Annotated in this window: 25 protein-coding genes, 1 other RNA gene and 1 riboswitch; of the genes, 22 read left to right on the top strand and 4 right to left on the bottom strand. The window is 52.8% G+C overall.

Going from position 1 to position 25,965, the window contains the following annotated elements; genetic code table 11:
• Positions 1-122: 122 nt before the first annotated feature.
• The 16 genes from glnD to KJB30_RS13470 all read left to right on the top strand — a co-directional run bounded on the left by glnD (position 123) and on the right by KJB30_RS13470 (position 18,472).
• Entirely contained in the window at positions 123-2,834 is a 2,712-nt protein-coding gene (gene glnD / locus KJB30_RS13545) for a [protein-PII] uridylyltransferase (protein WP_214300192.1), read from the top strand.
• Positions 2,835-2,873: 39 nt separating this feature from the next.
• Entirely contained in the window at positions 2,874-3,695 is an 822-nt protein-coding gene (locus KJB30_RS13540; protein WP_214300190.1) for a metal-dependent hydrolase, read from the top strand.
• Between the two features lie 153 nt (positions 3,696-3,848).
• A complete protein-coding gene (locus tag KJB30_RS13535; protein WP_214300188.1) occupies positions 3,849-4,250 on the top strand; it encodes a nucleotidyltransferase substrate binding protein in 402 nt (133 codons plus the stop codon).
• Complete coding sequence (locus KJB30_RS13530; RefSeq protein ID WP_214300186.1) at positions 4,243-4,542, top strand: nucleotidyltransferase family protein; 300 nt, start codon at positions 4,243-4,245, stop codon at positions 4,540-4,542. Before KJB30_RS13535 ends, KJB30_RS13530 begins: the two co-directional genes overlap by 8 nt.
• 132 nt (positions 4,543-4,674) lie before the next feature.
• The gene (gene xerD, locus KJB30_RS13525) at positions 4,675-5,562 is read left to right on the top strand and encodes a site-specific tyrosine recombinase XerD (RefSeq protein ID WP_214300184.1); all 888 of its coding nucleotides are present in this window, start codon (positions 4,675-4,677) and stop codon (positions 5,560-5,562) included.
• A 197-nt stretch (positions 5,563-5,759) separates the two neighbouring features.
• Positions 5,760-6,530 carry an MBL fold metallo-hydrolase gene (locus KJB30_RS13520; protein WP_214300182.1) on the top strand — a complete coding sequence of 257 codons (771 nt, stop codon included), beginning with the start codon at positions 5,760-5,762 and terminating at the stop codon, positions 6,528-6,530.
• A gap of 138 nt (positions 6,531-6,668) precedes the next feature.
• A complete protein-coding gene (gene purB / locus KJB30_RS13515) occupies positions 6,669-7,964 on the top strand; it encodes an adenylosuccinate lyase (protein ID WP_214300180.1) in 1,296 nt (431 codons plus the stop codon).
• On the top strand, positions 7,957-9,066 hold the full coding sequence (locus tag KJB30_RS13510) for a mechanosensitive ion channel family protein (protein WP_367618988.1): 1,110 nt from the start codon (positions 7,957-7,959) through the stop codon (positions 9,064-9,066). Before purB ends, KJB30_RS13510 begins: the two co-directional genes overlap by 8 nt.
• On the top strand, positions 9,051-12,053 hold the full coding sequence (locus KJB30_RS13505; RefSeq protein WP_214300178.1) for a phosphoribosylformylglycinamidine synthase subunit PurS: 3,003 nt from the start codon (positions 9,051-9,053) through the stop codon (positions 12,051-12,053). The genes KJB30_RS13510 and KJB30_RS13505 overlap by 16 nt, the downstream gene beginning before the upstream one ends.
• 6 nt (positions 12,054-12,059) lie before the next feature.
• Positions 12,060-13,868, top strand: coding sequence for a DNA helicase RecQ (recQ, locus tag KJB30_RS13500; protein WP_214300177.1), 1,809 nt, complete (start codon positions 12,060-12,062; stop codon positions 13,866-13,868).
• Positions 13,869-13,968: 100 nt separating this feature from the next.
• A complete protein-coding gene (locus KJB30_RS13495; protein WP_214300175.1) occupies positions 13,969-14,796 on the top strand; it encodes a phosphoribosylformylglycinamidine synthase subunit PurQ in 828 nt (275 codons plus the stop codon).
• Positions 14,797-14,841: 45 nt separating this feature from the next.
• Positions 14,842-16,260 (top strand): amidophosphoribosyltransferase, encoded by a 1,419-nt coding sequence (purF, locus tag KJB30_RS13490; protein WP_214300173.1) that lies wholly within the window; start codon positions 14,842-14,844, stop codon positions 16,258-16,260.
• Positions 16,261-16,262: 2 nt separating this feature from the next.
• On the top strand, positions 16,263-16,811 hold the full coding sequence (pyrE, locus tag KJB30_RS13485; RefSeq protein ID WP_214300171.1) for an orotate phosphoribosyltransferase: 549 nt from the start codon (positions 16,263-16,265) through the stop codon (positions 16,809-16,811).
• On the top strand, positions 16,811-17,560 hold the full coding sequence (locus KJB30_RS13480; RefSeq protein WP_214300169.1) for a TlyA family RNA methyltransferase: 750 nt from the start codon (positions 16,811-16,813) through the stop codon (positions 17,558-17,560). Before pyrE ends, KJB30_RS13480 begins: the two co-directional genes overlap by 1 nt.
• 10 nt (positions 17,561-17,570) lie before the next feature.
• On the top strand, positions 17,571-17,915 hold the full coding sequence (locus KJB30_RS13475) for a histidine triad nucleotide-binding protein (protein ID WP_214300167.1): 345 nt from the start codon (positions 17,571-17,573) through the stop codon (positions 17,913-17,915).
• 17 nt (positions 17,916-17,932) lie between these two features.
• The gene (locus KJB30_RS13470) at positions 17,933-18,472 is read left to right on the top strand and encodes a DUF4124 domain-containing protein (RefSeq protein ID WP_214300165.1); all 540 of its coding nucleotides are present in this window, start codon (positions 17,933-17,935) and stop codon (positions 18,470-18,472) included.
• 76 nt (positions 18,473-18,548) lie between these two features.
• Here KJB30_RS13470 and KJB30_RS13465 read toward each other — a convergent pair whose 3' ends face one another.
• From KJB30_RS13465 to KJB30_RS13455, 3 genes are all read right to left on the bottom strand, one after another.
• Positions 18,549-19,847 carry an Nramp family divalent metal transporter gene (locus KJB30_RS13465; protein WP_214300162.1) on the bottom strand — a complete coding sequence of 433 codons (1,299 nt, stop codon included), beginning with the start codon at positions 19,845-19,847 and terminating at the stop codon, positions 18,549-18,551.
• Positions 19,848-19,865: 18 nt separating this feature from the next.
• On the bottom strand, positions 19,866-21,131 hold the full coding sequence (locus tag KJB30_RS13460; RefSeq protein WP_214300160.1) for a magnesium transporter: 1,266 nt from the start codon (positions 21,129-21,131) through the stop codon (positions 19,866-19,868).
• 61 nt (positions 21,132-21,192) lie between these two features.
• Positions 21,193-21,358: riboswitch (M-box (ykoK) riboswitch) on the bottom strand.
• A 147-nt stretch (positions 21,359-21,505) separates the two neighbouring features.
• Complete coding sequence (locus tag KJB30_RS13455) at positions 21,506-21,706, bottom strand: GSU3473 family protein (protein ID WP_214300159.1); 201 nt, start codon at positions 21,704-21,706, stop codon at positions 21,506-21,508.
• Between the two features lie 173 nt (positions 21,707-21,879).
• Between KJB30_RS13455 and smpB the strand changes: the two genes are divergently transcribed.
• Both smpB and ssrA read left to right on the top strand, forming a co-directional pair.
• Positions 21,880-22,338 carry an SsrA-binding protein SmpB gene (gene smpB / locus KJB30_RS13450; RefSeq protein ID WP_214300158.1) on the top strand — a complete coding sequence of 153 codons (459 nt, stop codon included), beginning with the start codon at positions 21,880-21,882 and terminating at the stop codon, positions 22,336-22,338.
• Positions 22,339-22,416: 78 nt separating this feature from the next.
• Positions 22,417-22,769, top strand: a transfer-messenger RNA (tmRNA) gene (ssrA, locus tag KJB30_RS13445).
• A gap of 162 nt (positions 22,770-22,931) precedes the next feature.
• Here ssrA and KJB30_RS13440 read toward each other — a convergent pair.
• Positions 22,932-23,168: a hypothetical protein gene (locus KJB30_RS13440; protein ID WP_214300157.1), complete on the bottom strand. Its 237-nt coding sequence runs from the start codon at positions 23,166-23,168 to the stop codon at positions 22,932-22,934.
• 339 nt (positions 23,169-23,507) lie between these two features.
• Here KJB30_RS13440 and KJB30_RS13435 point away from each other — a divergent pair, with 339 nt between their 5' ends.
• The 4 genes from KJB30_RS13435 to KJB30_RS13420 all read left to right on the top strand — a co-directional run bounded on the left by KJB30_RS13435 (position 23,508) and on the right by KJB30_RS13420 (position 25,725).
• Entirely contained in the window at positions 23,508-24,239 is a 732-nt protein-coding gene (locus KJB30_RS13435) for a type I restriction-modification enzyme R subunit C-terminal domain-containing protein (protein ID WP_214300155.1), read from the top strand.
• Positions 24,240-24,308: 69 nt separating this feature from the next.
• Positions 24,309-24,584: a type II toxin-antitoxin system Phd/YefM family antitoxin gene (locus tag KJB30_RS13430; RefSeq protein ID WP_214300153.1), complete on the top strand. Its 276-nt coding sequence runs from the start codon at positions 24,309-24,311 to the stop codon at positions 24,582-24,584.
• A 4-nt stretch (positions 24,585-24,588) separates the two neighbouring features.
• Positions 24,589-24,900, top strand: a complete 312-nt coding sequence (locus KJB30_RS13425; protein ID WP_214300151.1) for a type II toxin-antitoxin system RelE/ParE family toxin — start codon at positions 24,589-24,591, stop codon at positions 24,898-24,900.
• A gap of 195 nt (positions 24,901-25,095) precedes the next feature.
• Complete coding sequence (locus tag KJB30_RS13420) at positions 25,096-25,725, top strand: transposase (RefSeq protein WP_246545690.1); 630 nt, start codon at positions 25,096-25,098, stop codon at positions 25,723-25,725.
• Positions 25,726-25,965 lie beyond the last annotated feature (240 nt).

Here is a 25,965-nt window from a genome sequence, read left to right as displayed (position 1 = left end):
ATCGGGTGTTTATATAAAAACGTTTTATCCCTGTTTGGTGAACCTGAGCGCATTTTCCAGAAAAGATTTGCCATTGTTCACCTGTTCATAGCATAAATGTTACAGACACTCAGGAGGACAGCATGCAGTTTTATATAGATCCCTATTTTCCCGATGATATACATGCTGTCGGAGATTCAGGTATGGCCGGTTTTGAAGAGAAAAGGCCGCTCTACCTTTCCGGCGGCAAAAAATTTATGACCCAGTACAGGGAAGAAATCAGGAAATTGCATTCCGCAGGCGCATCGGGTGCTGATGTAGCCCATCTGATCTGTGACATGACCGATGTACTCATCAACAAACTGTTTCATTGCATTCTTGAGGACATCGACAGCAGTCATGCACTTCCTAATCATATCGCCCTGGTTGCAGTGGGGGGCTACGGCCGGGGAGAGCTGAATCCCTATTCGGATATCGATATCATGTTTCTGTATGACGGCAATGTTCCGGCTTCCCATATTGAGGACATTGCCCAGAAACTGCTGTATTTCCTTTGGGACATGCGGCTGGATGTAGGTTATTCGGTTCGAACGATTGCAGATTGTATCGAGATGGCTGCTGCCGACAGCACGGTCAAGACCGCCCTTATTGATGTCCGCTATCTGTACGGGAGCCGTCCATTATTCGACAATCTCAGAAAGGTTGTCTTTACCCAGATCCTGCCCAAATCCAGTGATAAATTCATCAAGGAGAAAACCGGAGAGATAAGGACACGCCGTGAGAAATACGGGTCCACAGTATATCTGCTGGAGCCGAATCTCAAGGAAGGAGAGGGGGGGCTGCGGGACCTGCAGAGCGCAATGTGGGTGGCTCGCACCAAGTACAAGTTTAGCGATCCCAAGGAACTGATCATCAAAGGGATTCTGACTGAGGAGGAGCTGGAGAGCTATGACGCGTCTCTCAGTTACTTATGGAGAATCCGTAACGAGCTTCATTATTTCAGTGCTCGCAAGACCGACCAGATGAATTTCGAGGCTCAGGTCCACCTGGCCCGCTTCTTCGGTTACCACGATCATGGCAGGGTGCTGGCGGTGGAAGATTTCATGCGCGATTACTACCGGCATGCCAACCGGGTGGAACACTTTTCCTCCAGTCTGATATCGCGCTGTATCTGGAGGGATGAAGGGGCACTCAAAATTCTCGGTTATTTTGTCCGGCGCCCTGTGGGAGATGGATGTTTCGTGCTCAAGGGAGAGTTGATTGTTCCGGATGAGTCGGTGGTTGAGAAGAATCCCGTAGTGCTGATGAGAGTGTTCGAGTTGGCGCAGAAACACGGTGTAAGTCTTAACATCCGGGTCAAGGGCCTGGTTCGGCGAAGCCTGAATCTGGTCAACGACAAGTTCCGTCGCAGTCGAGAGGTCAACCAGGCCTTTATGAATATCCTGCGGTCACCCCGCAATGTGACCGAAACTCTACGCACAATGCATCACCTGGAGTTCCTCAATCACTACATTCCCGAACTGGAGCATATTTACTGCAAGGTCCAGCACGACATTTACCATATCTATACGGTCGACATTCATACGCTCTTTGCAGTTGAAGAAATTGAAAAAATGCTGAATGGCGAGTCGAAGAAACTGCTGCCCTTTGCCTGTGAAATTGCTGCCCTGGTCGGCAAACCGGAGCTGCTGCTCCTGGCAGTCCTGTTTCATGATATCGGAAAGGGAGAGGGGGGCGGTCATGCCGAGAAAGGCGCGGCCATGATTCCGACCATTGCCCGCCGCATGGGGCTCTCTCGGGAAGACAGCGAACGGCTCATGTTTCTGGTGCGCCAGCACCTGCTCTTTGCCCACATATCCCAGCGTCGCGATTTAAATGACGAAAAAATGATCATCCAGTTTGCACGGCAGATGGAAACCAGCGAAAACCTGAAGATGCTCTTTTTGCTGACAATTGCCGATGTAAGGGCGGTTGGTTCCGATGTCTGGACAACCTGGAAGGCGCTCCTTTTCCAGGAGCTTTATGACAAGTCCTTTAATGTGTTGGAGCGGGGAGATTTCCGTCTGGAGGCAAGCAGTGAACGGGTTAAAACCGTCGTTCGCAAAGTGACGGAATATCTGTCGAACGACTTCTCTGCAGCAACGGTGATGACCGAGCTCAAGGCCATGCCGGTCAGGCTGCTGCTCTCCAATAACATCCCGCTGATATCCGATCATGTCCGCCTCCTGATAGGGGTGGATCAGTCGGACGTTCTCATGCAGGTGGTGCATCGTCAGGAAATGGACTGTTCGGAATTCACCATCTGTACTCCGGATGTTCCGGGACTGTTCTCGCGCATAACCGGTGTGATGGCTGCAAATGGCGTCAATATTCTTGGTGCCCAGATCAACACCAGCCGCAACGGCAAGGTTCTGGATATTTTGCAGGTCAACTCGCCCCAAGGCATCATGATTACCGACGAACAGCGTTGGCAGAAGGTGCAGGATGACATGCGCAGGGTCATTCATGGTGAGATCAATGTGGCTATCCTGGTGGAGAAACGCCAGCGTCCGTCGTTGCTTACGGTACGCCCTGCGCCGCGCTTTGCGACCCGGATCGAGTTCGACAACGAAGTTTCTGAAGATTACACGGTTATCGACATTTATACTCACGACAAGGTGGGGCTGCTGTATCTGATTACCAGCACCCTGACCAGTCTCGGGCTCTATATCGGCGTTTCGAAAATTTCCACTAAAGTTGATCAGGTTGCCGACGTTTTCTATGTGCGCGATATCTTCGGGCACAAGATTACGGCAGAGGAGAAGCTGGTTGAGATCAAGAACCGCCTGGAGACCGCCATTGAGGAATGGGTGTAAGCTTACGAAACAACTTCAGAGCTTCAGAGGAGATATGCCATGCGAATGATTTTTGCAATCGTTGCACTGTTGTCCGTCTCTTTGTCCTCGTTGTCCTTTGCAGCGCCCGTTTCGGCTGCCACACCTGGAGTAACTGAACTGAAATGGTACGGTCAGTCCGCCTTCCGCATCATTACCCCAGGGGGGAAGATACTGTTGATCGATCCCTGGATCACTAATCCGGCCAACCCCAATGGGAAAATGGATCTGGAAAACCTGGGAAAGGTCGACTTGATACTGCTGACCCACGGGCACGGTGACCACATCGGCAATAGTGTCGAGATTGCGAAAAAGAGCGGCGCAGGGTTGGTGGCAACCTTTGATTTGATGAAGGCCATGGTCAGCTATGCAGGTTTTCCGGAGAAGCAGGCGGACCGTGCTATGGCGGGCAGTTTCGGTGGCGAAATCACGCTCCTGAATGGTGAGGTGACCGTGCGTTTCACTCCGGCAGTTCACGGCGGGAGCATGGACACGGACAAGGGGCCGGTCTATGCCGGCCATCCGGGAGGTTTCCTGATTTCGATCAAGAACGGTCCCCGCATCTACCACACCGGTGACACCGATCTCTTCAGTGATATGAGCTTGCTGGCTGGCAGTGTGGATCTAATGATGGTCTGCATCGGCGACAAGTTCACCATGGGACCTCGCCTGGCCGCCCAGTCGGTCAAGCTTGTCCGCCCGAAAATGGTGATTCCCATGCACTTCGGTACCTTCCCGGCACTGACCGGCACCCCGGAGCAGTTCAGAGTCGAGCTTGACAAGCTTGATCTGGGAAACGTCATGCGGCAGATGAAGGTCGGGGAGACATTGGTGTGGAAGTAGGCATGCGTTTTCCGGGGTGGATCTTCTTGTTTACCCCCGGATCATTTCCATTCGACATTCCAAATGCGACGCAGTGTACCCGAAGAAACGAAGGATATTACTTTAGTTAACTGCATAGCGACGACATCGGAAAGATATTGAAAAGGAATAACCATGATCTTGGATTTCAGCTCCTTTGAAAAAGCCCTCATCTCGCTCCAACGAGTTCTTGAACGCAGCAGTACTGTCCCTGGGGACGAAGATATCCGCGACGCATGCATACAGCGTTTTGAATATACGTATGAACTGGCTTTCAAAATGCTCAAGCGCCAGTTGGATCAGGAACTCCCCTCCCGCGAGGAACTGGATCAACTCTCCTTCAAGGAAGTTATCCGAGTCGGGGCGGAACGGGGGCTGATAATTAGACCCGAGCGCTGGTTCGACTACCGCGACAAGCGCAACATTACCTCCCACACTTACGATGAAGAGAAAGCGCGGGAGGTTTTCTCCATCCTGTCTGATTTTGCTGCTGATGCCGCTGATCTGCTGGCTCGCCTGAAAACCCGTCATGCTTGACCTCACACCGCACCACCTGACCGAGGTTCGCCGCATTCTCCTACTTCATGTTCCCGGCCGCAGGGTATGCGCTTTCGGTTCGCGCGTGCAGGGAAACGCCAAACCTTTTTCCGACCTTGATCTTGTCGTCATGGGGGAGGTGCCGCTCGACTTCCGGCAGTTGGCTGTGTTGAAGGATGCTTTTACCGAGTCCAATCTTCCTTTTCGAGTTGATGTGATTGATTGGGCATCTACAAGCGACACGTTTCGAAGGATTATCGAGGGGGCGTTTGAGGTGGTGGCAGGGGAATGATATATAAGTTTAATGACCATCAGTATTCCAGGATGTCCTTGTTTTGGGTTTTTGCGATTAACCACAAAACATATTTTGCTGCAGTGGGGAACCTGATCCGTCAGGTTACTCTCGACCTTTCCATGTGAGCCGATGAACGACTATCTTGATCTTTTCATCAATTACCTGGCAGTGGAGAAAGGACTCTCCTCCAACACACAGGAAGCTTACAGCCGTGACCTGTCGCGGTACCTGGATTTTCTCGAAAAGTGCGGCAGGACAGCGTCCGCAGAGATCACTTCCGCTGACATTGCATCTTTTCTGGGGCACCTCAGGAACGGCGGCATAGGCCCGCGCAGCCGTGCACGGTCCCTGTCTGCCATCCGCATGTTCCACAAGTTTCTGATGATTGAAAATTATGTCGACAGTAATCCTGCCACGATCATCGAGGCGCCGCGCACCCTTCACAAACTGCCGGAGTTTCTCAGTGGTTCGGAGGTGGATGCACTGTTCAGCGCCTGCGCTGGGGACTCTGCCGAAAACGTTCGTGATCTGGCCATGCTGGAGCTGCTGTATGCCACGGGTCTGAGGGTGTCGGAGCTGGTCAGCCTCAAGTTGCGCGAGGTCAATCTGGTCGCAGGCTATCTGATGACAACGGGCAAGGGGAGCAAGGAACGGCTTGTCCCCATTGGCGAGTCAGCCTGTCAGCAGGTTGCTGCATACGTGGAAGGAACTCGCTTTAGACTCGATCCCCAGGGGCACAACATCCATCTTTTCCTTTCCCGCCTGGGGGATGCCATGACCCGCCAAGCGTTCTGGAACATCATAAAGAAGCGCTCTCTTTTGGCCGGCATCCGCAAGAATATCTCCCCCCACACCTTGCGGCATTCGTTTGCCACCCATCTGCTGGAAAACGGAGCAGATCTTCGCAGTGTGCAGATCATGCTCGGCCATGCTGATCTTTCCACCACCCAGATCTATACCCATGTCACCCGGGAACGGTTAAAAAAGCTGCATCAGCAGATCCATCCGCGGGGTTGATGCTCCTTATCAGCGAGGGCGGCAGGTCGTTGTGGTTTGTCTGGCGGCATGATTAACCTTGAAACTCTGACGCTCTTCTTGTATAAATTACGCTTCTGTTTTTTGCCCGCAGGCATCCGCTGCAAATAGTAAATCCCTAATTTTTAAGCAATATAAACAAGCAGCTTTATGTTCTGGCCGCTTGTACTGGAGCCTGTGTGAAAATCTGTTCGCTGGCAAGCGGCAGCAAGGGGAACTGTCTCTATATCGAGACCGGTGATACACGGGTACTGATCGATGTAGGCCTGTCCCTGCGCGAGACGTTGCTGCGCATGGAGGAGCGGGGTCTGGATCCGGCCGGCGTTCAGGCTGTTCTTGTTACCCATGAGCATATCGACCACATCCGTAGTGCAGGTTCCTTTGCCCGCAAGTTCAAAATTCCTGTGCTTGCCAGTCACCTGGTTCACCGCAAGGCGGAAAAATACCTTAAAAAAACCAGTGTCATCGAATTTGAGTCCGGCTGTACAATGAACTTCAGGGATATCCGGATTGATCCTTTTCCGATAACCCACGATGCCTGTGACCCGGTCGGTTTTGTCCTCGAATCGCATGAAGGAACCTGCGGATCTGCGACTGACCTGGGAGTAGCGACGCGTCTGGTAACCGAGAAGCTGCGCGGCTGTCGTTTCCTGTATATCGAGTCCAATCATGACATGGACATGCTGATGAACGGTCCCTATCCCTGGGAGCTGAAGCAGCGTATCAAATCCCGCCATGGCCATCTATCCAATGCAGAATCACTGGAGCTGCTGCATGAACTGGCCCATGAGGGGCTGGAGGTGCTGGTGATGGCCCATCTCTCCGAAGTGAACAATCATCCCGATCATGTTGTTCGTTCCACAGGGAGCTTTCTGGCTGATCAGAATATCTGCGCACCGGCTGTTATCATCGGTGATCAGTTCCGGGCCAGCCAGGTGATTGAAATCTGAATTTTTCCACTATGCTTCTTCTTTCTTGCTTCTACGTGTACTTATCAAAAGCTTTAACCACGAAGAATATGAAGGGTCAGAAGCCAAAACTTAACCTTGATCTTAAGCTTGTATATTTAATCCAAAGGAGTTTTTAAAATGATCCCACGTTACACCCGTCCAGAGATGGCAAAAATCTGGGAGCCGGAAAACCGGTTCCGTATCTGGCTTGAAATCGAGACTCTGGCATGTGAGGCCCAGGCAGAACTGGGCGTGATTCCCAAGGAAGTGGTGCCGGTTATCCGCGCGAAGGGCAACTTCAATATCGAGCGAATTGATGCCATTGAGGCCGAAGTCAAGCACGATGTCATTGCTTTCCTCACTTCGGTGTCCGAGTTCGTCGGCCCTGAAGCGCGTTTCATTCACCAGGGGATGACCTCCTCCGATGTTCTGGATACCTGCCTGTCGGTCCAGCTGGTGCAGGCTGCCGATGAACTGCTGGCCGACCTTGACATGCTGTTGGAGTCTCTCAAGCTGCGCGCCCTGGAGCACAGGGATACGGTCTGCATGGGGCGTTCGCACGGTATTCACGCTGAGCCGGTAACCTTTGGTCTCAAGCTGGCTTCCTTTTATGCCGAAATGCAGCGCAACCGCGTGCGTCTGGCGGCTGCCCGGGAAAATATCGCCACCGGCGCCATTTCAGGAGCGGTCGGCACTTTTGCCAATATCGATCCTTTTGTGGAAGAGTACGTCTGCGGCAAGATGGGACTTAAGCCCGAGCCGGTTTCGACCCAGGTCATCCCGCGCGACCGTCATGCGGAATATTTCTGCGCCCTTTCCATTATCGCCTCCTCCATCGAGCGCATCGCCATTGAGGTGCGTCACCTGCAGCGCACTGAAGTGCTGGAGGCGGAAGAACAGTTTACCAAGGGGCAGAAAGGCTCTTCAGCAATGCCCCACAAACGCAATCCCATTCTTTCCGAGAACCTGACCGGCCAGGCCCGCTATGTCCGTTCCTTCTGCATTCCGGCCCTGGAAAACGTGGCGCTGTGGCATGAGCGCGACATTTCTCATTCCTCGGTGGAGCGCTACATTGCTCCTGACGCTACGGTTGCCCTGGATTTCTCCCTGCGCCGCCTTAATGGCCTGATCAAAAACCTGGTGGTCTATCCAGACAACATGCTCAGGAATCTCAATCAGATGAAAGGACTGGTCTTTTCCCAGAAGATCCTCCTTGATCTGACCCAGTCCGGTGTCTCCCGTGAAGATGCCTATCGACTGGTGCAGAAGAACGCCATGAAGGTTTGGGAAGAGGGGAAGGATTTTCAGACCGAATTGCTGGCAGACCAGGAAGTTGTCGGTGCCCTGGGTGAAGCCAAGATTCGCGAGTCTTTTGATCTCAATTATCACCTCAAACATGTAGCCACCATCTTCAAGAGGGTCTTCGGTGAATAGACTGCTTGCATTAATTCAGGGATTGTTTTTTCCCCAGGATACAGATGACACCATGCTGCTCTGGGCCAAGGAAATTCTTGGCGCCCTGCTGATTCTCGCATTTTTCTATATGCTGGCACAGCTGGCAGCACTGGCTCTTGGAAAGTGGGGCAAGAGGCTGGCGAGTTTTACTTCGACAGATCTTGATGATCGCATCCTGCAGCGCATCATTCCCCATGTGTCGCGCCTGCTGATCACGCTCGGATTTTATCTGGCCGCCCAGTCACTTCCGCTGCCGGGAAAGGCCGTACCTGTCGTTTCAGGAATCATCTTTATTGTCCTGGTTGTCATCGTCTTCAACCTTGCCTACCATATTCTTGATGAGCTGCTGAAATGGTATCTGGCCGGCAAACAGTCTGCTGATAATGCTTTGCTGTCACGCCAGATGGTGCCCATCGTGGAGAAGATCGCCACGCTGTTCATGATGGGAATCGCACTGATCACCATTCTTACTCATTTCAACTATGATGTGTTCTCCCTGGTGACGGCATTGGGTATCGGTTCTCTTGCTATCGGTATGGCTGCCAAGGACACCTTGGCTCACATGATTTCAGGTTTTACCCTCATGCTGGACCGCCCTTTCCATATCGGAGACCGCATCAAACTCTCCAACGGAACTGTTGGCGATGTAATTGATATAGGTCTGCGCTCTACCAAAATCCAGGGGCTGGATGCGACGCTGCTGATCATTCCCAATGCTGATTTGTGCAACTCTACCGTGATCAACATGGTGAGACCGTCATCTGTTACCCAGGGTCGTATCTCTGTTGGCGTCGGATATGGCAGTAATATTGAGCAGGTCAAGAACCTGCTGGTGGAATTAGCCCGTGAAGATGCTGAGACCATTGAAGAGCCGGGGCCGCTGGCCCAATTTACCTCATTCGGCGAAAGTGCCCTTAATGTCGTGCTGCTGTTCTGGGTGAGCGATCCAAACCGCATCGGGGCAGTAACTGATCGTCTGAACTGTGCCATCCTGAACCGCTTCCGCGAATCACAGATCGAGATCCCGTTTCCCGTCAGAACGGTGATTATGGAGAAGGAACTACCATGCCCAACAGAATAGAAATAGCCCTTAAAGATGGTGTCCGCGATGCCCGTGGTGAGCGGATCAAACGGGAAATCGAACATTTTCTGCACCTTGCGGTTGATGAAGTGCGCACTATCGACGTCTATACCGTTGATGCGGCCCTTACACCCAATGAGCTGGAGCAGGCTGCTGCAGGCCCGTTCAGCGACCCGGTCATTCAGACATGGAGTATCGATCGCCCACTGGCCCATGGATTTGACTATGCAGTGGAAGTAGGTTTTCGTCCCGGTGTGACAGACAACGTGGGGCGTACGGCCCGGGAGGCTGTGGAATATCTCACTGGAAGGAAGTTTGCTGCCGGTGAAGGCGTCTACTACGCGGTGCAGTACCTCTTCAAGGCGCAGCTGCAAAGCGCTGATGTCGATAAGATAGCCACCGGCCTGCTCTGCAATACTCTGATCCAGCGCTACAGCGTGCTTTCAGCGTCTGACTTCATGGCTAGGCGCGGATTTTCTGCCACAGTACCAAAGGTCAGTGATTCGGTAGGGACGGCCGGCCGGTCGCCCGTGCAGGAAATCGACCTGAACGTTTCGGATGAAGAGCTGATGCGGATCAGCAAGGAGGGGGTGCTGGCCCTGACTCTGGATGAGATGCAAATCATTCAGGCCCACTACCGGGATCCGGAAGTTGTGGCGGCCCGTTCAAAGATCGGCCTGGGAGCAAAGCCGACTGATGTGGAGCTGGAGTGCCTGGCCCAGACCTGGTCGGAACACTGCAAACACAAGATTTTTGCCGGCACCGTTCAATATGAAGATGAAAAGGGCAACAAGCAGGAGATCAAGTCCCTCTTCAAATCGTTCATTCAACGTACTACCAAGGATGTGCGCGAGAAGCTGGGGGAAAAGGATTTCTGCCTGTCCGTTTTCAAGGACAATGCCGGAGTGATAAAGTTCAACGAAAAGCATTCGCTGGTCTTCAAGGTGGAAACCCACAATTCCCCCTCGGCCCTTGATCCCTACGGCGGGGCTTTGACCGGTATCGTCGGCGTGAACCGCGATCCTTTCGGTACAGGCCAGGGTTCCAAGCTGATCTTTAATACCGACGTATTCTGCTTTGCCGACCCGTTCTATGAGAAGCCGCTGCCCTCACGCCTGCTGCATCCCCGCCGCATTTTCGAGGGAGTAGTGGAGGGCGTTGAACATGGCGGCAACAAGAGCGGTATCCCGACTGTCAACGGCTCACTGGTTTTCGACGATCGTTTTGCCGGCAAACCGCTTGTTTTCTGCGGTACCGCCGGGCTGATGCCCGCCGAAGTGAACGGCCAGCCTGGCCAGGACAAGTTCATCAAGCCGGGCGACCTGATCGTGATGACCGGCGGCCGCATCGGCAAGGACGGCATCCACGGCGCCACCTTCTCTTCTGAAGAGCTGAACGAGAATTCACCGGTTACTGCCGTGCAGATCGGCGACCCGATCACCCAGAAGCGTATGTTCGACTTCCTGATCCGGGCACGGGACAAAGGGCTGTACCGGTTCATCACCGATAACGGTGCCGGCGGGCTCTCTTCATCCATCGGCGAGATGGCTGGAGAGTGCGGCGGCTGCAGGATGGACCTAGCCAAGGCGCCGCTCAAGTATCCGGGACTGACCCCCTGGGAAATTTTGATTTCCGAAGCCCAGGAGCGTATGTCCCTTGCGGTGCCCCCCGAGAAGGTCGATGAATTCCTGGCCATGGCCGGCAGGTTTGGCGTCGAGGCAACGGTGCTGGGCGAATTCACCGACAGCGGCGTGTTCCATATGCTCTATGGTGAGCGTACTGTGGCCTGGCTGCCGATGGATTTCATGCATGAGGGCTTGCCCCCCATGCAGCTGCCGGCAAAGTGGACACCTCCACAGCACGATGAGCCGGTGCTGGAGGAAAAGAATGACTATACCGCTGACCTCAAGGAGCTGCTGTCATCGCTCAACATCTGCTCCAAAGAGTCTGTCGTCAGGCGTTATGACCATGAGGTGCAGGGTGGCTCGGTGGTCAAGCCATTCACCGGCGTAGCTAACGACGGCCCTTCGGACGCGGCTGTAGTGCGGCCGATCCTGGAATCTTTCGAAGGTGTGGTTACTGCCCACGGCATCTGCCCGCGCTATTCGGATATCGATACCTATCACATGACCGCCAACGCCGTTGATGAGGCGATGCGCAACTATGTTGCCGTGGGAGGTTCGCTTGATCTGGTGGCCGGCCTGGACAACTTCTGCTGGTGCGATCCGGTCCTGTCCGAGAAGACTCCCGACGGCGACTACAAGATGGCCCAGTTGGTGCGCTCCAACCAGGCACTTTACGACATCTGCATGGAATACAACCTGCCGCTGATTTCCGGCAAGGACTCCATGAAAAACGACTTCTACGACGGTTCCACCAAGATTTCGATTCCGCCGACGCTGCTTTTTTCGGTGATCGGCAAGATTGAGGATGCCAGGAAGAGCGTGACCATGGATGTCAAGCGACCGGGCGATATCGTCTATATTCTCGGAAAAACAGGTAATGAACTTGGGGCTTCGGAGTATCTCACCCTCAAGGGCTTCACCGGCAATACGGTGCCTCATGTGGATGCAGCCAAGGCATATCGTCGCTATCAGGCCTACCACCAGGCAGTACTGCAGGGCGTGGTTGCATCCTGCCATGACCTCTCCGACGGCGGCCTGGCGGTTGCAGCTGCAGAATCAGCCTTTGCCGGAGGATATGGCCTGCAGATAGATCTTTCCCGCATGCTCTGGAAAGGGGACGCTGCTGCCCGAAACGATTTGGCGCTGCTCTTCTCCGAGTCAGCTTCCCGGCATCTTGTTACTGTCCGGCCGGACCAGCGGGAGGCATTCGAATCAGCCATGAGCGGCAACTGCTTTACTTCCATCGGAACGGTAACCGAGGAGAAAGAGCTGGTTATCACCGGCCTTTCCGGCGCTGTCGTGGTCAAGGCGGATCTGGCCGGGTTGAAGGAAGCCTGGCAACAGACGCTGCGGGAACTGTAGCGTATTGTGACCGCAACCATCCATCATACCCTTGCCACTGTTTTTGGTTTCCATGAATTTCGGGCGCCCCAGCAGGAGGTTATCGAGCGGATTGTTGCGGGTGAAGATGTTTTTCTGGTCATGCCGACCGGAGGAGGCAAATCCCTCTGTTACCAGATTCCGGCGCTGCACCGGAATGGATTGGCGATTGTCGTCTCACCGCTGATCTCTCTGATGAAGGACCAGGTTGACAGCCTGGTTGCAAACGGTGTGGCAGCCGCTTGCTTCAACTCCTCGCTTTCGGCAGATGAAGCGAGGCGTGTATCACTGCAGATGGAGAAAGGCGAACTGAACCTGCTTTATGTGGCTCCAGAGCGGCTGATGCAGGCGGATTTTCTGGAGCGTCTGGCAGGGATGCAGCTTTCCCTGATTGCAATTGACGAGGCCCATTGCATTTCCCAATGGGGACATGATTTTCGTCCAGAATATACGCAGCTTGGCCGGTTGCGCGGCCTGTTCCCACGGGTGCCGATCGTTGCCATGACCGCCACGGCTGACCCGGAGACCCGCAAGGACATCATCCGCCAGTTGGGCCTTGAGCAGATGACGGTGTATGTGGCGGGCTTTGACCGTCCCAACATCACCTATACCGTGCTTCCGAAGCACAAACCGTTCAACCAGCTTGAAACGTTCCTGGCCGGCCGGCGGGATGAGGCCGGTATCGTCTATGCCCTGAGCAGGAAGCGTGTCGAGCAAATTACGGAACGCCTGCGGAGCGCCGGAATTGTTGCCGGTGCCTATCATGCCGGACTTTCAGACACAGAGCGCAAGCGGGTGCAGGATGCCTTTCAGCGTGACGATCTGCGGGTTGTGGTGGCGACAGTGGCGTTCGGCATGGGTATCGACAAGCCTAATGTGCGTTACGTAGTCCATTTCGACATGCCAAAGAGCGTGGAGAGCTACTATCAGGAGACCGGCAGGGCGGGGAGGGATGGTTTACCCTCCGAGGCTCTGATGTTGTTCGGCATGGGTGATGTTATGACCGCCCGCGCGCTGATCGAGAACAGCAACAATGCCGAACGTGTACGGATCGAGATCCAGAAGCTGAATGCCATGGTTGCCTATGCCGAGGCGTTGACCTGCCGGCGTCGGGCACTGCTCTCCTATTTCGGGGATCAGAGAGACCATGACTGTGATAACTGCGATATCTGCACAAATCCTCCCCGGCGCTTCGATGCCTCGGAACATGCCCGCAAGGCCCTTTCCTGTGTCTATCGGGTCGGCGAACGCTTTGGTGCGGGATATGTGATAGAGGTTTTGCGCGGCAGCAAGAGCCAGCGCATCATTGACCTGAAACATGACCGGCTTTCCACCTACGGAATAGGCGCCGACCTTTCGGCCGGTGAGTGGGAAAACATCATCCGTCAGCTGATCCATCTCGGCTATTTGGTGCCGGATTACAGCCGCTATGGTGTGCTCGGTCTCTCTCCTGCTGCGCGTCCCGTTTTAAAGGGTGAAACAGAGGTTATTCTAGGTCTGCCCCGTGAACCCATAAAGGTTGCCGAGCGGGTACAGAAGCAGGTTGCCGCAAAAAAAGTGTACGACAAGGAGTTGTTCAATGTCCTGCGGGCTACCCGCAAGGCAATTGCCGACGAGGCGAGCGTGCCCCCTTTCGTGGTATTTTCCGATGCGACTCTGGTGGAAATGGCTTGCATGCTGCCGGGCAATGAACGGGAACTGAGGCAGATCAGCGGAGTGGGGGATCATAAACTGAAGCTGTACGGAAGAGCTTTTCTCGAGGCAATTGCCGAATATCCGGCACTCGCTCAAACCTGAAAAAGCGATCCGGAAGGTTGAAATATTCTAAAGGACACGCCGGTCGCGATTTAGTAAGATGAACAAGATTGCTGCTGATAATCAAGGAGAACAGGAATATATGGCACAGACACGCGCAATAGTCATAACCGGCAACGGCACCAATTGCGAGATGGAGGCGGCCCACGCCTGCCGTCTTGGCGGCTTTGACGAGGCGGTTATCGCCCATATTGCCGAAATTCTTTCCGGCGAAATCCGGCTGGACGATTTTCACTTCCTCAATCTCACCGGCGGCTTTCTGGACGGTGATGACCTAGGGAGCGCCAAGGCACAGGCCAACCGCCTGAAGCACGCTACAGTCGCCGGCACAGGGGAGAAACTGGTAGAGCAGTTCACCCGCTTCATCGCTGACGGCAAGCTGATTCTTGGGGTCTGCAACGGATTCCAGCTGATGGTCAAGATGGGCATGCTGCCCGGATTCGATGGCAACTATCTTTCCCAGACAGTGACCCTTACCCATAATGACTGCGGACGTTTTCAGGATCGCTGGACCTACCTGAAAGTTGACTCCGCTTCCCCATGCATCTTTACCCGCGGAATCGAAAAAGGCATCTATCTGCCCATGCGACACGGCGAGGGCAAATTCATGTGTGATACGGATGAAACATTGCAGCGTATTGAGCGCGAGCATCTGGGAGTATTTAGATATTCGGACCCTGACTATGCAGCAGCAGCCATGGAATTTCCTGCAAATCCCAATGGATCCCAGAATGCCATTGCAGGTATCTGTGATCCTAGCGGACGTCTGATGGGGCTTATGCCGCACCCTGAAGCTTTTGTCCACTATACCCAGCACCCCCGCTGGACCAGAGAACAGTTGCCGGAAGAAGGGGATGGATTGATTCTGTACAGAAACGCGGCCGAATACGTGAAAAAGAATCTTATCTGACGAGCAGGGAAACCTACAGGTTACCTGCATGGAGAGTTTTTACTTATGAATCTGTCCCGGCCACACGAAGAATGCGGAGTTTTTGGCGTTTATAATCATCCCGAGGCATCCAACCTGACCTACCTGGGTCTGTATGCCCTGCAGCACCGCGGCCAGGAAAGCTGCGGCATTGTATCCTCTGACGGAAACACACTTCATGCCCACAAGCGCATGGGTCTGGTGGCTGATGTTTTCGGCAATCAGGATGTTTTCAAAAAGCTTCCCGGAAGTTCGGCAATAGGACATGTGCGTTATTCAACCGCAGGTGCTTCGGTGGAGAAGAACGTTCAGCCGATCATGGTTGATTACTCGCGCGGTTCCATTGCCGTGGCCCACAACGGCAACTTGGTCAATGCTCAATTGCTGAAGGCGGAACTGGAAGCCTACGGCTCCATCTTCCAGACCACCATGGATACCGAAATCATCATTCATCTGCTGGCCATTGCCCGCACCAACTCACTGGAAGACCGCATCGTCGAGGCACTCAATCGGATCAAGGGAGCCTACTGTCTGCTGTTCCTGACCGAAACCCGTATGATCGCCGTGCGGGACCCCAACGGTTTCCGGCCGCTCTGTCTGGGCAAGATCGGCAACGGCTGGGTCGTTGCGTCGGAAAGCTGCGCACTTGATTTGATCGAGGCTGAATTCGTGCGGGAAATCGAGCCTGGCGAGATGGTAGTCTGCACCAGCGATGGCGAGATCAAATCCATGTTTCCCTTTAGAAGTGTGGAGCCTACGCCGTGCATCTTCGAGTTTGTCTATTTTGCCCGTCCCGATTCCTATATCTTTGGCAAAAATGTCTACCTGACCCGCAAGGAGTTGGGGCGTCAGCTGGCCCGGGAGTACAAGATAGATGCCGATGTGGTCATAGCCGTGCCCGATTCCGGAGTTCCGGCAGCCATGGGCTATGCCGAGGAGGCTGGTATCCCCTTTGAACTGGGGCTGATTCGCAACCACTATGTTGGTCGGACTTTCATCGAGCCTGCCCAGGCCATCCGCCATTTCGGAGTAAAAATCAAATTAAATCCGGTGCGCGAGATACTGGCAGGCAAGCGAGTGGTGGTGATTGACGATTCCATCGTGCGCGGCACAACCTCGCGCAAGATCGTCAAGATGGTGCGTCAGGCCGGAGCAAAAGAGGTGCATATGCGCATCTCGTCTCCCCCCACCAGCTATCCCTGCTACTACGGCATAGATACTCCCAATCGCAAAGAACTGATTTCCTCTTCCCACACCCTCGAGGAAATCTGCAAATATATAACCGCCGATTCACTCGGTTATCTGTCGGAAGAAGGACTTCTGAAGTCGGTCGGAATGAACAATACCAATTTCTGTAAAGCCTGTTTTGCCGGAGATTATCCGGTTGCATTCCCCAAACCTGCGGACCTGCCGCAGATGGGACTTTTCGAAGAGGGGCAAAAATAACCATGAGTGAACGTGAACGACTGAAGCAGATCATACTGGAACTTTCCTACGAAAAACGCCTGGTAAAGCTGGCCTCGGGACGCGAAAGCGATTTTTACTTTGACGGAAAACAGACTACGCTTCATGCGGAGGGTGGCTTTCTGGTGGGTAAACTCTTTTATGAGGCAATCAAGGATGTGGAAGGTGTTGAGGCGGTGGGTGGCATCACCCTTGGTGCAGACCCGATCGCCACCGCTACTTCCATTGCCGCACATCTTGACGGCAAGAACATGCATGCCTTCATCATCCGCAAGGAACCCAAGGGGCACGGTACCGGCCAGTGGTTGGAAGGGCGCAAGAATCTGCCTCCCGGTACAAAAGTGATCATTGTCGAGGATGTTGTCACCACTGGTGGTTCTTCCATGAAAGCTGTTCGTCGCGCTGAAGAGGAAGGGCTGAAGGTTCTGGGCATCGTTACTCTTGTTGACCGTGAAGAGGGTGGCCGGGAGAACATCGAGGCTGAAGGCTACTGGCTGCGGACGATCTTTACCAAATCGCAGCTGGTCAGTTAATGGCGGAAAAACAGCGCCTGGATAAACTGATGGTCGAGCGTGGTCTGGTCCCTTCACGGGAGAAGGCGCAGGCTTTGATCATGGCGGGTCAGGTGGTTGTGGGCGATCACGCGGTACACAAGGCGGGGCAGCAGATTGCCGGAGATGCGGAAATACGAATCAAAGGTGAGGTGCTGCCGTTTGTGAGCCGCGGCGGTCTCAAGTTGAAGAAGGCGCTGGATGAATTTGATGTAGATGTAACCGGTCTGGTGGCCATTGATGTAGGAGCCTCTACCGGCGGGTTCACTGATTGCCTGCTGCAGGCCGGGGCAGTCCGGGTGTTTGCAGTGGATGTCGGATATGGTCAGCTGGCCTGGAAGCTTCAGCAGGACCCCCGCGTAGTCAGCATGGAAAAGACCAACATCCGCCACCTTGCACCCGAACAGCTTGATGAACAACCGGATCTGGCGGTTATTGATGCTTCATTCATTTCCCTGACCAAGGTGTTGCCGTCCACTGTCCAGATTGTAAAGCCGGGCAGTCGGATTATAGCCCTGATCAAGCCGCAGTTCGAGGTAGGCAAGGGAGAAGTGGGTAAGGGGGGCATTGTGCGTGACCCTTCAGCCCATGAAAAGGTCATCGAAAACATCCGTCAGTCTGCCAGGGAAATGGGGCTGAACGTAGCGGGTGTGTGTGAATCTCCCATAACCGGTGCAGACGGCAACCGTGAATTCCTGATCATGTTGGTAACACCTGAAAAACAAGATTGAGGAGGCTGATGTGGAAAACTGCATTTTCTGCAAGATCATTCAGGGCGAGATTCCGGCAAAGAAGGTTTTTGAAGATGAGCAGATTCTGGTAGTGGAGGATGTATCTCCCCAGGCTCCCCTGCATCTGCTGATCTTTCCCAAGCGGCACTTTGTAAATTGCCTTGATATGTCTCCTGATGATGATGCTGTCGTTGGGTACATCTTCCGTAAGGCAGGCGAGATTGCACGGCAGAGGGGCGTTGATGGATCAGGCTTCCGCCTTGTGCAGAACAATGGCGCCGGCGTGGGACAGTCAGTTTTTCACATTCATTTTCACCTGTTGGCAGGGCGCACTTTCGGATGGCCTCCGGGCTAGCGGGAAAGGATATGACAATGACACGAGCGTTACTGGTATCACTTGCTTTTCTGTCTGCCATGTCCCTGTCAACGGCGGATGCTGAAATTTATACCTGGAAAGATGCACAGGGGACGATGCATTTTGCTGAAGATCTGGGAAAAGTTCCTCCCAAATTCCGCAAGAAAGCCAGGAAACTTGATTCAGATGATTCTCCTTCTGTGACGACTCCTTCATCACCTTCAGTGACCAAAAAGCCGGAAGCACCGGCAGATCCAGTGGCACCATCTGTTGCAGGCAAGGGGGAAGCTGTAGGCGGCGAACGTTTTGCCGGCAGGACATATGACCAGTGGAAAAAGGATCTTGCAGACAGGGAAGCGGCAATGACAGATATCCGCAAACGAATTGATGAAATTGTCCCCCAAGTGCAAAGCCCTGCCCTGAAAAGGGGAGAGCAGGAAAAACTGATCTCTGAGCACCGCGCTCTGGTCAAGCAGTTTAATGAGATGAAGGGACAGTATAATCAGCAGGTGGAAATCGCCCGCAAGGCAGGACTAAGGGTTGATATTCAACAGTGATTCTACTAAAAGCAGGCACAAAAAAAGGCCCTTCGGATGATTCCGGCGGGCCTTTCTGCTTTACGGGAGCGGATTGTTACCTTGGGATCAGTTTATTGAACAGGCCGGGAACAGCCATGTCCATGGTCATGGTCATGGTCAGAAGGATCATGATGATAACTGTCAGCCAGGCAATAATGTTGAATGCCGGTCCGTTGACATAGCTGCCCATCAGGTTCTTGTCGTTGATCAGCTTCAGCATGAAGATCAACACAAAGGGGAGCACAGCGCCGTTAACGACCTGTGAGATGAACATGATGGTCAGCAGCGGGGCGTTGGGTATCAAAATCAGACCAGCGCTGATGGCGATGATTATGGTAAAGAGCCAGAAGAATTGAGGGGCCTGTTCGAAATCCTTGTCCACTCCCGACTCCCATCCCATGCCTTCGCAAATATAATAGGCCGTGGAGAGCGGCAGGATACAGGCTCCGAAGAGTGAAGCATTGAAGAGGCCAAAAGCAAAAAGAGACGAGGCGTGCTGCCCTACAAGAGGCTTGAGAGCCATGGCAGCATCGGCGGCTGTTTCGATTTTAAGCCCATGCAGGTGGATGGTTGAGGCACAGGCTACCATCATGAAAAAAGCCACCACAATTGCCATGATGCACCCGAAGATTACATCGATGCGGGAGAAGTTGTAGTGTTCCGCAGTGATGCCTTTTTCCACCACTGCGGACTGCTGATAGAATTGCATCCAGGGGGCTATGGTCGTTCCGATGATGCCGATCAGAGTCATCACATATTTACTGTCAGGTTGGAAAGTTGGGGTAACAGTGGCTTTGAGGACAACATCCCATTTGGGGCCGGCCATGAAGGCGGCGATGGGGTAGGCGATGTACACCAGGCACGCAACCAGGAAGACTTTTTCCACAACCTTGTACGACCCCTTTACTATCAGCAGCCAGACAGCCACTGCACTGAGCGGAACTGATATGTACTTGCTGACGCCGAAGATTTCAAGACTGGCGGCTATGCCGGCAAATTCAGAGATGGAATTGCCCATGTTGGTAAGGAACAGTGCAATCATCACGTAAAAGGTGACTTTTACGCCAAAGGATTCGCGAATCAGGTCGGAGAGACCTTTTCCGGTAACAGCGCCCATACGGGCGCACATTTCCTGAATTACAACCAGTGCGATCGTGGTGGGGATCATCATCCACAGGATTGAATAACCGTAATTGGCAGCCGCGAGAGAATATGTGGTGATGCCGCCGGCATCGTTGTCCACATTGGCGGTGATTATGCCCGGCCCGAGGATTGCCAGAAAAATCATGATATTTCGCGGGCTGAAGCTTTTCAGCGGCTTCAGGAACCTGAACTGGGAGAGACTGGAGAACATTGAAAACCTTCTGAGCAGCTATCTGCGCTTGATCTTTATTATCTGTGGCAGGTAATGGGCAAGGACATCGTCCACGGTGACAATTCCCGCCATGTGTTCATCCTCATCCAGTACGGGAACAGCAATGAGGTCGTATTTTGCCAGTGTTTCCAGCATATCTTCCGGCTCCGAGTCGACATGCACGAATTTTACATTTTCTTCCATGATGTCGGTTAGCAGGGTTTCCGGCGAATTCAAAAGTAGTTCCTTGAGGGACACAACCCCCTCCAGTCGATCTTCCGAGTCAACGATGTAGCCGTAGTACACCGTCTCCACTTCTTCAGCACATTCCTTGAGCAGTTCCAGGGCGCGCCCTACAGTAATCTGGGATGTCAGGCGGAAGTACTCAGGGGTCATCAGGCCGCCGGCAGAATCTTCCTCATGCTCCAGCAGTTCCTGAATATCCTCTGCATCCTCCTGGTCCATCATATGCAGCAGTTCCTGGGCTTTCTGTTCCGGCAGGTCGCTCAATACGTCGGCAGCTTCATCCGGTTCCATCTCTTCCAGAATGTCGCTGACCCGTTCATCATTGAGTTGGCTGATAACCATATTGCGCATGTCAGCTTCAAGTTCGTAGAGAGTCTCCCCGGCAGTTTCGGCGTCCATGGATTCAAGCATCATTCTGACGTTTTGAATGGGGATGTTTTCAATGATGTCAGCAAGGTCGGCAGGATGCATTTCCTTCATCTGATCGCGGGCAATATTAAGGGCCAGTTTGGAGGAGTTTGCCTCCAGAGGCTGTACGTACTCCCAGCTTATTTCAGTGTGAGGTATCTGCTTGCCTATGGCCTGCGCAAAGCGCTCTCCGAACCCTTCGTAGCCCAGTCGTCGCAGCAGGCCGCGAAAGCCGATGTCAACCGAGAAAATACACAGTTTCGCATTCAGGTCTCCCAGTTTGATGTCGTTGACCCGCACAACCTTGGCGCCATCCACGTCCACGATCTGCTTGTCGAGCAGATCGCGCTTTACAAGAATCTCCCCTTCACTCGGCTCATAGTCGGAAAGCCCGCGGGGGCGGACACCGCTGCAGGAAATAACCACGTGAGTGAAAAGAGCTACTTCATTCCAGGGGAGCGTCTTGAGGCCTCTGCGCGATTTGATCACAAGATGAGAAACTTCGGGAAATACCTCGCCCGGCACCATGATCAGGTCGCGCAGTACTCCCATCCCGTCACCCTTGCTGTTGATGACCAGGCGCCCGATTACCGAGCTGAGATATATTTCCTTGAATTCTGTGGTGGTCATAGGCAGTCCGGAAAAAACAAAAGGCCCTTCCGGAGAAGGGCCTTGAATAAATGATGCGACGCCACTTCCCCCTGGTTGGTTTTCGGCAGTGCACAACGTAGGATTGGGACCAGCTACATTGGGTTAAGCCTTAAGCCGACAAAACCTGTTGACCGCATTGGCGTCTTTCGACGTTTCTGGGTAGTAGCCTGTGTTTGTGCAAACGCCTCATTCTAACGAGGAATTGTATGTATTTTACTCTTGCGGATGGAGGGAAGGACATGCCCTGCGTCAGCTTGAAACGATCAGTTTTATAACATTAATAGCCTGAAAGGGTAAAGCTAAATCTCCAGCATGATTGTGGCTGGTCCTGCTCAGATAGTCTGTCTGGCAGGTTAGGCAACCAGTTCACGCAGGTCATCCGACCAGAGCGCATTAAACTCTCTCTTTCCTTTTCTCACCGGATCTGTACCGACAGTCACCCAGCCGCTGTTTCTTCTGAATCTAGCAACCATACCGGATTCAATCATTGAATCCAACATGTTGTCTTTGACATAATCATAACGGTTATCTGTGTATTTGACATGTATGAGCATAATATCTCCTTAATCTTCAAGGATAGGGATGTTACTAGGTACAGTTTACCTGCAAACATCGCCGTGAAAGATCAGAAGATGTCCTATTCGGCCATAGGCGAAGTTCTCATGGCCCGTGCGGATTGCCTTAATCATTCCCTTTTGGCCATCTATCTGGTAGTATTCAAAACATTATGGGCGAGAAATTGATCTGCAATAACAAGAAGGCCTATCACGACTACTTCATCGAAGACAAGTTTGAGGCCGGCATGGTGCTCCAGGGAACGGAAGTTAAATCCCTGCGCGCCGGAAAAGCCAATCTCAACGATTCCTTCATGATGGTGAAGAATGGCGAGGCGTACCTTCACAATCTCAACATTTCGCAGTACGAATTCGGCAACCGCCAGAATCACCAACCTGATCGCCACCGGAAACTGCTGCTGCATCGCAAGGAAATCGACAGGCTATATGGCAGGATTCGGGAACAGGGTTATTCAGTTGTTCCTCTGAGATTGTATTTTAAAGACGGACTTGTTAAGGTTGAGATCGGTCTGGCCAAGGGAAAGAAGAATTACGACAAACGGGAAGATCTCAAAAAGAAAGATACACAGAGAGAAATCTCTCAAACGTTGAAAAGCAGGAACAGGGATTAAGGGAAGAATCAGGTTGAGTTTGAGAATTAAGGTTGAGCGTAACCTTAATCCTGAACCTCAGCCTTAATACTGATTTCAGGGGGTGTAAAGGTTTCGACGGGGAAGTGAATTTCTGGATTGCACCGGGTCGGGGCAGGTGGCCGACCTTAATAAACCTGCAACGGCTTAATTGCCGACAATTATAACACTCCTGTTGCACTAGCTGCTTAACAGGCGTCCCCAATGAAGATGCCGGTGGTACAACGGGGACGTCATTCACTACCGGATAGGGATGCGCGACGCCCGTAGCGCAACCCGAGATCAACGGGACCGCCGATCAACTGCTTTGTCAGGTGCGCAGGTGATCGGTTAAATTGAGCAACTGACTAACGGTGTAGTAATTCAGTTTGTAGGTTCTTCGGACAGGGGTTCGACTCCCCTCACCTCCACCAATTGAAAAAGCCCCTGAGAAATCAGGGGCTTTTTCTTGTTGAATGAATCTAAATCATGGTGTGTTTAAAATTTTACAACAACAAACTCCATCGCAGTACGCAATAAAAAAAGCCGCATCTCTATTAGATGCAGCTTTTCTTTATTAAACTGTAGAACTTAAATTACTTTGCAGCAGGTGCAGCAGGCTCAGCAGCAGGTGCTGCATCTTTTTTCTCTGCTTTTTTGGCGGCTTTCTTTACTTTTTTGTGCTTCTTGACAGGTTTTTTTACTTCTTTTTTCTCAACAGTTGCAGGAGCAGTTGCATCAGCAGCAGGAGCAGCAGCATCAGCAGCAAATACTACAGCAGAGAAAGACATGGCAACCAGCGCAGCAACGATTGAAGACAGAACTTTTTTCATTTGAATTACCTCCAGAGTTTTTTACTTCCTTGATCATAGCTATTGCATCAGCAGTGCCAAACCACTGTTAAATACTTTAATAGCAGAATATCAAGTTGTTATCTTCACTGGCCTCAGGTCTTACGGAGATGTATATTCTGAATTGAGTTGTGAATCACCTGATTTGAAGTAAAAAGTTTTAGGACGTGGGTTCGACTCCCGGCACCAATTGGAAAAAGCCCTTGAGAAATCAGGGGCTTTTTCTTTTTGTTCGGATTAAATCAATTGAAACGAAATCTTCCATGGAGTAAACAGGATGTATTCATTGTTATGATGCAGTACCTCAGGAGCGGCCTCCGATTGTCACCCACCCCCGAACAGGAAGCACGCCAGGAAATTGACCGCATGCTGGAACAGGCCGGCTGGTTGGTGCAGGACGTGAAGAACGTCAATCTGCATGCCGGACGGGGTGTGGCTATCCGCGAGTTCCCGCTGGAGCGCGGTTTTGGTATCGCCGAGTTCCGCACCAGCCCCATGCCGCGCATCGCCGTTACCGTGGACATGATTGCCACCGGCACCGACATCAAACCATTTGAAATCGTATTTTTCATGCGAATGATCCGTTCCCGCTCCTTCTTCGAGCAGATGAAGGGACGCGGAGTTAGGGTAGCCGAACTGATCGAGAAACCACCGTATCTCTGGCGCATCGACCGCTTGTGGGATGCCTATGCGGCGCTGGAGCAGTCCAAAGTCAAGGGTGCAGGCAGTCGGCGACTCTGGACGGACATCGTTTCGCTGGTCCGCTTTGCCCTGCATCAGGAACCGTTGTTAGAGCCGTTTGAGGAGCATGTCCATGAACGTTTTGCCGCCTGGATTGCAAAGCAGGAGGCGCAGGGGAAAACGTTCAACGCAGAGCAGCGCTGGTGGCTGGAACGGATTCGTGATCATGTCATCGGCAGTATCGAGATTGGGCGGGATGATTTCGAGTTTACGCCGTTCAAGGAGAACGGCGGGATAGGGAAGGTGTATCAGTTGTTTGGAGAAGAGTTGTGGGGGATGCTGGAGGAATTGAATGAGGTGCTGGCGGCATAACTATCGTTTGCATGGTCGTTGAACAGGTGCTATTATCAGGTCAGATAAAAGCACCTGTCAGGAGGTCGTATGAACACTAACACGAAATTCTCCGAGGATATCATTCCCCTGTCTGATTTGAAGGTCAATCCGGGGCGCATCGTCAGCCAGGTAGACAAGACCCGCCGGCCGGTGCTCCTGACGAGCCGGGGCCGGGGAGTAGCCGTCGTGCAATCCATTAGGGATTTCGAAGAAGAAACCGAGGAGCGGGCATTCCTGAAGGCGGTTGTACAGGGATTTGTTGACGTCGAACAGGGGCGGACCGTCAGCCTGGCCGACGCTAAGAAGCGTCTTGGTTTGGAATGAACACATGGTACGCAGGACAGTCATAGAATTTGCTGAATCGGCAGTTGGCGACCTTGAGGATATCCTTGCCTGGTATGCCGACCAGCAGATTCCCGAGGTGGGTAAACGCCTAGTGCGAGAGGTTGTCTCCCAGGTGGAGCGCCTTGCCGATTTTCCGGAAAGCGGGCGCATTGTGCCAGAGTTCGGGCTAACAAAGCTGCGCGAGATCATTTACCCGCCGTTCCGCATTGTCTATAGGATTGAAGCCGCCCACATCTGGATTATCCGTGTGTGGCGCAGTGAGCGGTTGTTGAAGTTGCCGGGCAATCTGGAATGAGTTGTTTGGAGAGGAGTTGTGGGGGATGCTGGAGGAATTGAATGAGGTGCTGGCGGCGTGAGTGATACGTTGATGCAGGTTGTAGGGGCGAAGCAAGGCTGTATTTGCTTCGCCCGATTTTAGAATGATGGCAACATTGTTGGCAATTGCAACAAGGGCGAAGCAGGTGAATCATTTGCTTCGCCCCTACGATAAATGTACGAACGGATTGATATGCCCTACAACTCCGCCATACACCACCGCCGTTCCATCCGCCTGCGGGCATTCGATTATCGCAGCAACGGCACATATTTTATTACAATTTGCGCCTTCCAGCGGGAAAGCCTGTTTGGTGAGGTGGTGGATGGTGATATGCGGTTGAATCGGTTGGGAATGGCGGTGGATGCCTGTTGGCAGTCAATCGCGAATCATTTTCCGAATGTGCAATTGGATGAATTTGTGATCATGCCGAACCATTTTCACGGAATCATGAATATCGTCGGACATGTAGGGGCGAAGCAAGGTTCATCTGCTTCGCCCGGTTTTGGAATCGAGGGTAACAATGTTGGCAATTGCAACAAGGGCGAAGCAGGTGAAGCGATTGCTTCGCCCCTACGAGACGGAACGGTATCCGGCTCGTTGGGCGCTGTTATCCAGAATTTCAAGTCGATCTCGACCAGGAAAATCAACAAAATACGCAACAACCCCGGTTGCCCGGTGTGGCAACGCAATTATTACGAACACATTATCCGCAGCGAATCCGACCTGACCAACATCCGGCAGTATATTGCGAACAATCCCCTGAAATGGGACATGGACGATAACAACCTGGTGAATGTTCCGTAGATCCGTATTTTGTTTGTAGGGCGAAGCAAGGTTCATCTGCTTCGCCCGGTTTTGGTGATGATGGCAATATTGTTGGCAATTGCAACAAGGGCGAAGCAGGTGAATCATTTGCTTCGCCCCTACGAAAAATGAATGAACAAGGAACGATTCCTGTAATTGACCAGGGCGAGGCGTTAAAGTCTTGCTACCCTAATGCAACAAACGCCACCCTTAGAGGCATCGCTGAGAATGCAGGGGGGA

Source organism: Pelotalea chapellei (assembly GCF_018531195.1).
GTDB lineage: Bacteria > Desulfobacterota > Desulfuromonadia > Geobacterales > Pseudopelobacteraceae > Pelotalea > Pelotalea chapellei.
This window is presented reverse-complemented; position numbering and strand designations above follow the sequence as displayed.